We start from the raw sequence: 11,928 nt of genomic DNA, 5'->3' as shown, positions 1-11,928 counted from the left end.
ATGCCACCCGTCTACCGCTCCGCCCGCACCACAGCCTGGCGCCCGACTGACGCCTTCGCCTCTCATACCGCGCCCTACCGCGTCCTGCCCTTCCCTGAGCAGTGGCGGGACGCCGTCCTGACCCTGTGCAACGCGCCCCGGGTGGCAACGGGCAAGGAGCCGTGGAAGACAGCACCGACCTGGCGCCTGGAACAGGTCCTGCAGGCGTTCGCACCCGACGTCCTCGCGCTGCCACGCCCCTTCCACGACCGCGACCCGGGCGCGCCGGCCCACTGGCTGTGTGCGCCCGCCGACCTCCCCGACCCGCTCCCCGGCCCGGTCCTGGACACCGTGCTCAAGCACTGGCTGCGGGACTTGCGGCCCGAGCCCGAGTACCGCGGCCTGCTGAAGGAGACCATCGCAGAACTGGCCGCCCATCCGCCGCGCTGGGAGACCGTCCACCATGAACTCCTGCCGCGCGACGTCCCGACCGATGGCGGCACCGCACGTCCATCACCGCACCAGTACAGCCTCAGCCCCGACTGGCTGGCCCGCCGGATCCTCGCTCTTGGCCCATACCTGTACGACGGTGGGCAGCTCATCTTCCGGGCCATGCCACGTGGACCACGTGACCAGGGTGCCCAACTCGTCTCCGAGCCGATCCGGTTCCCCGGGCCGGACGAGAAGCAGGACTCCTGGTGGTCGGTGACGCTGTCGATCACGCTCCAGACCGTGCCGTTCGACCCGCTGCCGCGCTTCAACCTCCGCTGGTCGGTTCGCCGTTGGGCCACTCGTACCAACGCCAAGACGGGCCGCTTGCGCCTCCCGTGGGGTGCGAGCACCACCGTCCTGCTGCGTCCGCGCAGGCCGTTCCTGCCGGGCACCCCCCGCAGCGAGCGGTTCGCCGTCGCCGCTCTGGAGCGCTACTGGGACAAGGACCTGGGCGAGAAGGGCGACTTCGCCGACCGGTGGCGCGCGGGCGGCCCCGCAGCGATGCTCGCCGGGCTGCCCCTGGGCGAGCCCTTCCCGGACGTCGACGCGATCCTGACCGACCCCGCGTCCTGGCTGCGCGACGATGCCCGAGCCGGCATTCTGTACCGCACCGCTATGGGTCGGCACGACGTGGGCCCCGGCTTCATGGCACACCAGCTCTCGCAGCTCACAGCCTGGGCGGAAGGCGCCCTCACGTCGGAACTGCGCCGCGCCCCGGACCTCTCGCTGATCGACCGAGGCACGCCCGCGAACATCCCCAAGGGCGATAAGGAGACGGCCGAAGCGGAACGGTGCGCTCAGCGTCGGCTGGCGACGGCCTACGCGCTGAATGCTCTCGACGGCGTAGCGCGCCAGGGCGGCGCTCCCGTGCTTGAGGCACGGCTGCTGTGGCAGTCGCCGCGGCTGCGCGACGCCGCCTTGGCCTCCCTCGGCGAGCTTTTGGGCCTCAAGGGCGACGGCGGATCCTTCACCGCACAGCAGTACGACGACGCCACGGCCGGCGCACCGGTCGTGCACGAGTGGTCCGCTCCGGAGCTGACCGTGCGGGTCCACTGCATGCGCCCGCTCGTCGCGCTCGGTGACCGTACCGCCGACAGCCTCCTTGCCCCCCTCGACCTGCCCACCGGCACCCATATCAAGGACGTCCAGGTGACCGCCGCGACAGTGGCCCGGCGCGACAGCGCCGCACAGTGGCTGGCCGCGGAACGCACCACCGACGCGCCGGCCCTCGCCCTTGTAGAGATCGGCCGCGCCGCGTCATATCCAAGCAGGCTGCACGACCCGAAGTTCGCCATGCGACTCGGCTGTGCCAAGGCAGGCTTCGTCACACAATTCACCACAGTGCCCGAAGCAGGCGACGAGAACGGCAAGGGCGCGGAAACAGCGTCCAGCCTGCGGCACCGCACGCTAAGTGCCTGGAACGACGGCCTGCGGCAGCTCGGCGCGCGCACCCTCCCCCGGCTCGCCAAGGACGACGGGCTGCCCGACGGACTGCGGCATGCCGCACTGTGGATGGTCCGCAAGAACCGTACGACCCGGAATCGCTGGGCCGCGTACCTTCCGGTCGGCGTCATGGTCACCCCCGATCCGGCCGGCACTGACGCGGCCCGTGTCGAAGGCTGGGACCCCGAGGCGCGCTCTGGCGCAGGCGCCTGGGTCCCCTACCCCGAACTCCTGCTGAGGTTGACCACAAAAGCTGAGGTCAAGCCCGTTCTGCCCAGCCAGCGCGGCTCACAGGACGACGAGGCCGACACCTCTGAGGTACAGACGGAAAATGGGACCGAGCGCCCGAAACGCTACCAAGAACGCGAACGGCAGCGCCGTGAGGCCGCCGAGTGGCTTCAGGGTCTGCGTACCTCCTTGCGCACCGCACCAACGGTCCTGTTCGCCGAGGCCCACAACGCCCGCTCGCACTGGACCTGGCTCCAGGACGGCCGGATCGAACGGGATCGCCTGCAGGACGGCCTCGCTCCCGCTCGTCGCCTCGACCCCGACCTGCGGATGGTTCGGGTCCGCGCAGGCGCCCGGAACGAGACTCCGCAGTGGTGGGGGAGAGCCCCGGAGGGCAAGGCGAACGGCATCCAGCAGGGCTTGTGGGTGCCAGAGGATGCCGCTGAAGACGCCCGTGTGTTCTTCAGCACGACGGCCAAGCCCGTGCAGTTCAAGCACGCGGCGGTGACCGCCGACAAGCTCTCGCCCCGGCCGATCGCTCAGGGCAAGCGCAAGGGTGAACCCACCATCGACACCGGCCAGGCGGCCTGGATGCCGGGGCTGCTGGAGATCGCCGTCGTCGGTTGCCATCGGGACGACGGCGACGACCCGAGGTCCCTCGCGCTCCTCACCCATGTTCTGCGCCAGCCCTCGGACTACGACCAGGCCCTTGCGCTGCCCCTGCCACTTCACCTGGCCGGCCTGGCACAGGAGTACGTACTGCCGACACCGAAGGACGACGAGGCGGAAACGGGAGACGCAGGGGACGCGGTCCAATCCGCTGCTTCGGACGATTTGGATGACGCGCAGGACGCATCGCCGGTGGAACAGCCTGTGCCGGACTTGGAGTTGGAGGCACTCGACGTCGACACTGAAGGGCAGCTGCAACTGTTCGAGATGTAGGTCTGGCCGTATTCGGTGGTGACGGTGGGTAGCCATCACCGATCATGACCGTTCAGTCGCTGTGCCATGCGGCCGGTGGCCGCCGCGCCCAGGGCCGCGGCCACGCTCACACAGAACCCGCCCTCACAGACCAGATTTTGCTGGGTAGGGTGATCCGTGTTGCCGCGGGGCTCGGCACCGAGTCAGGAGCGGGGGTGGGGACGGGTGTCGATACCCGCACTGCAGGCCATGGAGCGCGCCCGGGCCGCCGGAGGCCGCCTTGTGGACTTCACTCAGCGGGAGAGCCGCGGCATCGGACAGGTGTGCCCGTGGGACTTGGTGGTAACCATCGGGCCGGAGCCCGAGGACCTTGATGCGGCAGCCTGGATCATCGCCGACGAGATCATGCGGGCCCGCACCGACCTGGACGACCTCGCATACCGGCTCTGGCGCGACAGCGTCCTGGCCGGCACCCCGCTGACCGGCCCCGATCGCGCCCACGTCCTGCTCTACGCCGGCCCGGTATTCGAGGCCAACGACACCACCGGCATTACCGGCTACGTAGGCGAGTGGCTCTGGTATCTCTCCACCCGCGACCTTCCCCCCGAGCCGGGGCGCAGTGTGGAGATCCTGGACCCGCCCTCATCGACGGTGACGGACAGCGGGCCGGACGGGCTGGTGATCCACCGAGTGCCCGGCAGCGAGCTGGGGTTCGTCTTCCGGTTGTGGGAGATGAAGAAATTCACCGCGGAAAAGACGAAGCCGAGCGACACGATCCGCAAGGCATGGCAGCAGTTGAACACCTGGGGGGCGCGGTACCTGGGCCAGATCTCGTGGGGAGGCAGGGAGCTGGCCCCCGACACCCGGGAGTTCGTCGCCTCAATGGCTCGGCAATGGGTGGACGCGAAGGCGTCGGGGAACGGCGGGGTCAGCATCGCGCTCGACGCCGCTTACACCCCGGACACGGCCTTCGAGCGCTCGCACCAGCACTTCACCACTCACACCCACCTGGGCGCGCTGCAGGGCGTGGTGGTGGCGATCGAGGATCTTGAAGGCTTCGCGAAGGACGTGAGGAGGTACGTGTGGAGCGCACTCTAGACCCGGAGGTGCTCGCGTCCGCGCTCGGCGAGTACCGGGCGGGCGGGGTGCTGCCCAGCGCACAGGACCTGCTGGCGGCAATGACCGAGCTAGAGGTCGCGGCCTTCCGCGGTGAACGGGAGATCGAGGACGAGACCCTCGCCACGGCGTGGTACCTGCACGGGCTCGCCGCGCTCGCCCCGGAGACTCCTGGCTACGACCCAGTGCGGGTGCGGCGAGCCTTCGCCGCAAGCGCGCACCTGATGGACCTCGCCCTGGGCGACGAACGCAGACCCGAGGCTGAGCGGCTCCAGATCGCCTTCGCTGCCCAAGCCGGGTACCGGCGCAGCGAGCAGGACCCGAACGCCACCGCCGTCTACCGGCAGGTTCGCGCTCTCGTCGACATCAGCGGTGAACTGCGCGGGCACATCGGTACCCTGGCGGTGGAGGCTGGCATCGTCTTCCTCGGCTTCGACCGCCCGGAGCTGGGCCGGGCGGTGCGTGCGTGGCGGCGGCAGCTGCGCGGGGTGCGGGCGGTGATGCGCCGCGAGTCCCTAGCGGGGACCATGTACGGGCCCGCAGAGGCCGTCGTGGAGGCTGTTGTCCACCTGTACCAGTTCCTGGGGTTCGGCGAGGAACGGGACCTGCTGGCGGCGCAGCGGCTGCTGCGGGACGTGATGACGCAGACGGCTGGCCGAGGCGACCGGCTGGCGCGGTGGGTCGCCGCGCACCTGTTCCAGATGAGCGGGGAGATGGCGGCCAGCAGCCTGTACCAGCTGCTCCCCCCGGGAACTCCTCCAGAAGTGGCGCGGAGCTTCGCACTGTCGAAGCCGCCGGTGATGACGCTCTGGCCGCCGCAGCGCCAGCTCCTGAAGCTCGAGCGTGGCAACCCGCTCGACCCGGCGACGTCGCGAAGCCTGATCAGCGTGCCGACCAGCGCGGGCAAGACGCTGATGGCCCAGCTGGTGATCTGCTCGCACCTGGCACAGCGCTCCGGGCGCGTGGTGTACGTGTCCCCGATGCGCAGCCTGGGGCGAGAGATGCGCGGGACGCTGCGAGGCCGGCTGCGCGTGCTCGGGCGGCGCCTGGCCGCAGAGCAACCGGAGTTCCCGCTGGGCCCCTGGAGCTCCCCGGCCGAGTCGGACGGCGGGGACGTGGAGATCGTCACCCCCGAGCGGCTCATGCACATGATCCGAAACAACCCCGGCGAAGCACTGGCGGAGGTCGGGCTGGTCGTCGTCGACGAGGCCCACCACCTGGGCCAGGGGCGGCGCGGCTTCGTGCTGGAGAGCCTGCTCACGCTGCTGCAGGCCCGTAGCGACATCCGACTCGTGCTGCTGTCCGCGGCAGTCGGCAACAAGGGCGACATCGCCTCGTGGCTCGACCCGCATCGCCCCGAACGAGAGGTTTACTTCACCGACACCTGGCGGGGCCCGCGCCGGATGCACGGGCTCATGTACCCGAACCTCATGACGGAGCAGGCCGAGCTGACGCAGCGGCGACCGACGGCAAAGCACGCCTCGCCGGTGCTTGCCACCGTGCCCGTCGAGACCCTCCTCGATGTCCGGCCGACCGCCTCCTCCGCCATCGCCCGGCTGACCACCGGCGAGGTAGGCACACGGCGCTTCGCTGGCACCGCAGGCCGGTGGACCGCGCGGACCCGCCTCGCCGGCGGGGTCCCCGACTACCAGGTCTTCGCCGCCGGCGCCGCGGAACTCACCGCGAACGGCAGCGTCCTGATGGTCGTCGGCACCCGGCGGGCAGCCCGTGACGCGGCACTCGCCATCGCCGAACGCCTGCCCGAGCGGCCCGAGTCCGCGGCCCTGACCGACTACCTCGCCGACACCCTCGGCGCGGAGCACCCGCTGGTGCGCTGCACCCTGCACGGCGTCGCCTACCACCACGGCGCCCTGCCCGAAGACGTCCTCCACGCTGTCGAGGGCGCGCTGCGCCGCGACCAGCTCCTGGCGATCGCCAGCACCAGTACCCTCACCGACGGCGTCAACCTGCCCGTGCGCACCGTCATCGTCCACCACAAAGTCGACGGCGACCCGCTCACCTACGACGGCCAGCGCGCCCTGTCCCCTGCCGAACTCCTCAACGCCATCGGCCGCGCCGGGCGGGCCGGCCGGGAGAGCGAGGGATGGATCTTCCTGACCCGCCCCTACCCGCCCCGCCCCGCAGAGTTCGACTCCCTCAACCCCGACCCGGAACAGTTGCGCGTCGTCTCCGCACTGCTGACCAGCGAGGCCCTGGCCGAACTCGCCGCCGCCGAGGACACCCTGCGGCAGGACGCTGACGGTGTCTTCGCGCTGGCGGACAGCATCGCCGCGGACTTCGCCTCCTTCGTCTGGCTCGTCCTGCAGCTCCATGCCTCCTCGGCGGCGCCGCAGGGCAATCCCATCGACGCCTTGGACGCACTGTTCGCCCTGTCCCAGACCGGCAACGGCCGGCACACCAGCCGGTGGCTCATCCTCGCGGACAAGGTCGCCACCGTGTTCGAGACCACCGACCCCACTCAGGCCGGCCGGTGGGCCGCCACCGGCACCAGCCTGAGGTCGGCCCGCTACCTCGACTGGCTCGCGAACCAGCTGGCCGTGCTGCTCGAGCGGCACACGGTGGACAACGCCACCGGAGGCGACCGGCTCGCCGAGCCGGAGGAATGGCCACTGCAGCGCACCCTCGATTTCCTCACCGAGCACCAAGTTTTCGACCGTCTGCTCGACCATGTCCCGGAGGTCACCAAGACCTGGAGCTTCAAGGATAAGGAGACGCGGGGCACTCAGATGAACGTCCCGATCGCCCCCGCGCTCCGCGAGTGGATCTCCGGCACCACGATCCCCGACCTCGCCCGTTCCTGGCAGCCCGGCGTCGCTGCCGCGTGGGCGCTCGAACAGGCGGTACGCAACATCAGCACCGCCTTCGGGCACGCTCTGAGCTGGACCGTCGGCGCCCTCATCAACCTGGTCAACACCAGCCCCGCGCTCTCTCCCGGCGCACCCAGGCTCAACACGCACACCGCGTGGCACATCCGCCACGGCGTCGACACCGAGCAGGCCCTGACCCTGCTCACCTCCGGCATCACCTCCCGACGCATCGCCCACCTCCTCGGCCGCGATGCCGCCCGCCTGGGGCACCGGTCGGCCGGCCTACGGCAGTGGACCGCCCAGCACCACATCGACGGCTGGACACGGCGGTACGAGGCGAACGACTACGAGATCCAGGACCTCCTCGACTACGTCCGAACCCCCTCCGACCCGATCAACCAGCTCCTCGACAACCGCGCCGCCACCACCCCGCTAACTCGGCTGGCAGCAGGGACACCGGACGGCCCAGTCAGCGTCGCACGGCCCAGCGAGCGCCACCCGACCATCCGCGTCGGCCGCGACCGCCGCCGGGTGGCGACCGTGCCCGCCGACCGCCACCTCGATGTCCTCGCGATGCTCGACAGCGGCCTCGACCTCAACCACCGCCTCCACAACGGTCAGCTCATCACCACCCGGCGCGCCCGGTAGCGCTTGGCCCTGTCGCAGGGAACCAAGCGCGGGGACTGCGGTTCAAGAGGAGGGCGATGACCGCAGAGTCACCGACTTGCCGCCGCCCGTGGAGGCTTTGACGCGGAAGTACGGGTGCCGACGGTTCGGCGCTGCTTACCGGTATCGACGGATCGCTGCGCTCATGAGGTGCGGCTCGTGGGTTGGGCCCTTCGGAGATCTTTGGTCCGCGAATGGTCCTACGGGAACTCCCCTGGACGCCAGACTGTAGCTCTAAAAACTCAATTGATTACAGTGAGTATCTTCTATGATGGGTTGCCTGGAGCGCAACGATGCCTCCAAGCAACCCGACTTCAGGCTCTAGAAGAAACCAAGCTTCTGAGGGCTGTAAGAACAAAGAATGTTCTTCGTCTGCTGGTAATGGTCGAGCATCATCTTGTGCGTCTCGCGTCCCATCCCCGACTTCTTGTAGCCGCCGAACGCCGCGTGCGCCGGGTAGGCGTGGTAGCAGTTGGTCCACACCCGGCCCGCCTTGATCTCACGGCCCAGGCGGTAGGCCGTCGTGCCGTCGCGGGTCCAGACCCCCGCGCCGAGGCCGTACAGCGTGTCGTTGGCGATCTTCAGGGCCTCGTCGACCGAGTCGTACGTCGTGACGGAGACGACCGGGCCGAAGATCTCCTCCTGGAAGATCCGCATGTCGTTGGTGCCGCGGAAGATGGTCGGCTCGATGTAGTAGCCGCCCTCCAGACCGGGCACCGTGCGGGGGTTGCCGCCCGTGACGAGCTCCGCGCCCTCCTTCCTCCCGATGTCGAGGTAGGAGAGGATCTTCTCGTACTGGTCGTTGCTCGCCTGCGCGCCGATCATGGTGGCCGGGTCCAGCGGGTCGCCGCCGACGATGGCCCGGGTGCGTTCGACGCAGCGGGCCATGAAGTCGTCGTAGATCGACGAGGGGATGAGCGCGCGGGACGGGCAGGTGCAGACCTCTCCCTGGTTGAGGGCGAACATCACGAAGCCCTCGACCGCCTTGTCCAGGAAGTCGTCGTCGGCCGCCATGACGTCGGGCAGGAAGATGTTGGGGCTCTTGCCGCCCAGTTCCAGGGTGACGGGGATGATGTTCTCGCTCGCGTACTGCATGATCAGACGGCCGGTGGTCGTCTCACCGGTGAACGCCACCTTCGCCACCCGCGGGCTGGACGCCAGCGGTTTGCCCGCTTCCACGCCGAAGCCGTTGACGACGTTGACCACGCCGGGCGGGAGCAGATCGGCGATCAGGTCGATCACGTAGAGCAGGCTGACCGGGGTCTGCTCGGCCGGTTTGATGACGACGCAGTTGCCTGCGGCCAGAGCCGGGGCGAGCTTCCATGTGGCCATGAGGACGGGGAAGTTCCACGGGATGATCTGGCCGACCACGCCCAGCGGTTCGTGGAAGTGGTACGCGACGGTGTCGGCGTCGATCTCCGCGATGCTGCCCTCCTGCGCGCGGACTACTCCGGCGAAGTACCGGAAGTGGTCCACGGCCAGCGGGATGTCGGCGGCCAGGGTCTCGCGGACCGGCTTTCCGTTCTCCCACGTCTCGGCGACCGCGACCTTCTCCAGGTTCTGCTCGATGCGGTCCGCGATCCTGTTGAGGATGTTCGCGCGTTCCGTCGTGGACGTGCGACCCCACTGGTCGGCCGCCCGGTGCGCGGCGTCCAGGGCGAGGTCGACGTCGGCCGCGGTGGAACGGGCGACCTCGCAGAAGGCCTCGCCGGTCACGGGCGTCCGGTTCTCGAAGTAGCGGCCCTCGACGGGCGCGGTCCAGTCGCCGTCGATGAAGTTGTCGTAGCGGCGGGCGAAGGTGACGATGCTGCCTTCGGTTCCTGGCTGCGCGTACACCATGGCGGCTCTCCTCGGTGAAGGGCGGTGCGGGACGGTTGCGACGTCCCTCACTGTGCTCCGGGGAGGTTGGCGCAAGGTTGGCGCCGCTGAACGCGGACGTCAGTCGCGCAGGGCCGCCGTCAGCCGGCCCTTCGCGATCGCGCGGCGCGTGTCGTCCGGGCCGAGCAGCCGCAGCGCGTGCTCGTGGACCCCGGCGTCGTACGGGGCCCGTTCGCCGTAGCGCAGGGCGTGTTCCGGGTGCGTGCTCGCCAGCACGGCCTCGCGTACCGCCACTTCGAGGCGCGTGCGCCACTCCTCGATGCCGGGGGCTTCGGAGCGGGGCAGCAGCGGGCCGCCCCAGCGGCGCAGCGCGGTGTCCGTGTCGCCCTGCTCCAGTGCGCGCAGGACGTCGGCGGCGTCGCAGGACACCGGGGCGGTGAGGGCGTAGTGGCGTGGGGATATCGCACCGCCCAGCGCCCGGCGCAGGTGGGAGATCTCCGCCTTGAAGGTGGAGGACGTGACCGGCCGGTCGCCGTACAGGGCCGCCCGCAGCCGTTGCGGTGAGAAGCCCTCGGGTTCGAGGGCGAGGAGGGTGAGGATCTCCAGCTGGCGAGGGCGCAGGGGCAGTGGCCGCCCCTCGTGCACGGCCTGTTCGGAGCCCAGGCACGTGAGCCGCAGCCGGCCCGGTCGGGGTGCCTCCGTCGTCAGGCGGGCCTCGATCGTCGACACCAGCGTGCGGACGGTGGACATGGCCAGGGGGTGCGAGCGGTCCCAGGTCGTGGACAGGTCCAGCACGCCGAGGACGCGGCCGTCGCGGCCGTGCACGGGTGCGCAGTAGCAGACCCAGCCGTGCAGGGCGGACACCAGGTGCTCGGCCGAGAAGACGGAGCTGGGACGGCCGGTGCGCAGGGCGAGGGAGAGCGCGTTGGTGCCCATGGCCTGCTCGTCCCAGCGGCCACCCGGCGCGAAGTTGACCCGTTCGGCACGGCGGCGCATGGTCGGGCCGCCGCACGTCCACAGGATGGTGCCGGCCTCGTCGGTGACCGCGGTGACGAACCCGGCGTCCTCGGCGATGCTGTGCAGTTCCCCGGCGAGGGCGGAGACCGGCCGGTACAGCGGTGAGGACATCCAGCGCCGGTGCACCTGGCCGCCGTCAGTGACCGGGGCGCTGTCCCGGCCCGGGTCCACACTGCCCAGCGAACGCGCCCAGGAATCGGTCACCTCGTGGCGCAGCGCGGCGGTGCCGCCGGGCCGCGCGCCCGGGACGCTCAGCCGCGGCACCCAGCGGGACCACTCGTGCTCCAGCACGGCCCTGCGCCGCTTGAGGTCAGGGCGCTGTGACATGGCCTCTCCCTGCCGTCGTACCGTTTCTCGGCGTGAGGTCAGTGTTACCGGATGCGCCCGCCCGGGTCGAGAATTCCGCCGGACCCAAGTCAGCTGTTCTGAACGGGCGACCGCCTGACTGGATGTTTGTCCGGTGCCCGGGTGCCGCCGTCCGGGTGACGGGTTCACTCGACCCGACGGACGGGGCCCGGCCCGCGTGCCACCGGTGTGCGGCGCCGCGTTCCCCTGGCATGGACAGCACGGAGACGGCGCGGCGCCTTCCCGGGAACGACGCCGCGCCCCGCTCGTACGCCGAACTCACCGCCGGATACGCGGGACATCCGCCGATCTACGCGGCCCTGGTCGCCGAGTGGGAGGCGCGCGGCCACACGGTGCCGGAGCACCGCGACGGCCAGTGGGTCTCCTTCGCCGCACCGGCCGAGAGCGAGACCTGGACCGCCGTCACCTCGTGGACCGCCGGCCGGCACATGGGCCCGGTCGTCCCCGCGGCTCCTCACCCCACTGCCGGACGGAACCCCGCAGGGGCCGCCCCCGGCGGCACCCGCCCCGGCTCCGGCCGTCACCCGGGGCCGGCGGGGCTCTCCGCCGGAGCCCGTCTCACCAGCCGTCCGGCACCGCCGGCTCCGCGCTGACCGGCGCCAGCACCGCGAGGGTTCCGCTGGCCTCCCGCAGCGCCGATTCGAGGGTGCCCGGGGTGTGCAGCGCGCCGGTTCCGTCCGGCGGGACGAGCCACTCCAGACGGCCGGCGGGCCGGTACGGCGGCGGCACGGCGACCCAGGAGCCCCGGCCGACGTGCCGCACGCCGAAGCCGACCCATTCGCTGACCGGGTCGGGCGGCAGGAAGAACCCCACTCTGCGGGCCGTGCAGTCCACCAGGGTGGGGCCGGGCACCTTCAGCGGATCGCGCCACAGGATGTCCAGCGCCAGGAGGCCGAGCCGGTCGGGGACGCTGAGCACGTCCCAGTACCGCCCGGCCTCCACGAGCACCGTTCCCGCGCCGTAGTCCCACTCCCGCTTGCACTCCTGGGGGTCCGTGGCGGCCGCGGCGAGCCACTCGACGGCTTGCTTCCACATGACGCTCTGCATGGCCACC

General features: G+C 70.8%; 7 protein-coding genes. 4 read left to right on the top strand and 3 right to left on the bottom strand.

Translation table 11 applies throughout. The features are described 5' to 3' along the window. The 3 genes from GTY56_RS37175 (at position 1) to GTY56_RS37165 (ending at position 7,655) form a co-directional block, all read left to right on the top strand. The gene (locus GTY56_RS37175; protein ID WP_161369672.1) at positions 1–3,084 is read left to right on the top strand and encodes a pPIWI_RE module domain-containing protein; all 3,084 of its coding nucleotides are present in this window, start codon (positions 1–3) and stop codon (positions 3,082–3,084) included. Between the two features lie 228 nt (positions 3,085–3,312). After that, a complete protein-coding gene (locus GTY56_RS37170) occupies positions 3,313–4,161 on the top strand; it encodes a hypothetical protein (RefSeq protein WP_202511237.1) in 849 nt (282 codons plus the stop codon). Then, a complete protein-coding gene (locus GTY56_RS37165; RefSeq protein ID WP_161369670.1) occupies positions 4,146–7,655 on the top strand; it encodes a DEAD/DEAH box helicase in 3,510 nt (1,169 codons plus the stop codon). Before GTY56_RS37170 ends, GTY56_RS37165 begins: the two co-directional genes overlap by 16 nt. Before the next feature lie 339 nt (positions 7,656–7,994). Here GTY56_RS37165 and adh read toward each other — a convergent pair whose 3' ends face one another. Both adh and GTY56_RS37155 read right to left on the bottom strand, forming a co-directional pair. After that, positions 7,995–9,512, bottom strand: coding sequence for an aldehyde dehydrogenase (gene adh, locus GTY56_RS37160; RefSeq protein WP_161369669.1), 1,518 nt, complete (start codon positions 9,510–9,512; stop codon positions 7,995–7,997). Between the two features lie 99 nt (positions 9,513–9,611). Then, positions 9,612–10,835 (bottom strand): helix-turn-helix domain-containing protein, encoded by a 1,224-nt coding sequence (locus GTY56_RS37155; RefSeq protein WP_161369668.1) that lies wholly within the window; start codon positions 10,833–10,835, stop codon positions 9,612–9,614. 230 nt (positions 10,836–11,065) lie between these two features. On the opposite strand from GTY56_RS37155, the gene GTY56_RS41000 reads away from it, so the two are divergent. Then, on the top strand, positions 11,066–11,467 hold the full coding sequence (locus GTY56_RS41000; protein ID WP_237525204.1) for a hypothetical protein: 402 nt from the start codon (positions 11,066–11,068) through the stop codon (positions 11,465–11,467). On the opposite strand, the gene GTY56_RS37145 is transcribed toward GTY56_RS41000, so the two are convergent. Then, positions 11,433–11,921 (bottom strand): hypothetical protein, encoded by a 489-nt coding sequence (locus GTY56_RS37145; RefSeq protein WP_161369717.1) that lies wholly within the window; start codon positions 11,919–11,921, stop codon positions 11,433–11,435. The two genes, GTY56_RS41000 and GTY56_RS37145, sit on opposite strands and share 35 nt — an antisense overlap. Between the last annotated feature and the right edge of the window lie 7 nt (positions 11,922–11,928).

Origin of the sequence: Streptomyces sp. SID5643 (assembly GCF_009872555.1) — a bacterium.
In the GTDB taxonomy this organism is placed as follows: domain Bacteria; phylum Actinomycetota; class Actinomycetes; order Streptomycetales; family Streptomycetaceae; genus Streptomyces; species Streptomyces iakyrus.
Note: the sequence above shows the minus strand (reverse complement) of the source record. Positions and strands in the feature narration are given on the sequence as shown.

Coding starts and splice junctions, on each gene's coding strand:
- GTY56_RS37175 (WP_161369672.1), top strand. CDS start 1: ATGCCACCCGTCTACCGCTCCGCCCGCACCACAGCCTGGCGCCCGACT.
- GTY56_RS37170 (WP_202511237.1), top strand. CDS start 3,313: ATGGAGCGCGCCCGGGCCGCCGGAGGCCGCCTTGTGGACTTCACTCAG.
- adh (WP_161369669.1), bottom strand. CDS start 9,512: ATGGTGTACGCGCAGCCAGGAACCGAAGGCAGCATCGTCACCTTCGCC.
- GTY56_RS37155 (WP_161369668.1), bottom strand. CDS start 10,835: ATGTCACAGCGCCCTGACCTCAAGCGGCGCAGGGCCGTGCTGGAGCAC.
- GTY56_RS41000 (WP_237525204.1), top strand. CDS start 11,066: ATGGACAGCACGGAGACGGCGCGGCGCCTTCCCGGGAACGACGCCGCG.
- GTY56_RS37145 (WP_161369717.1), bottom strand. CDS start 11,921: ATGCAGAGCGTCATGTGGAAGCAAGCCGTCGAGTGGCTCGCCGCGGCC.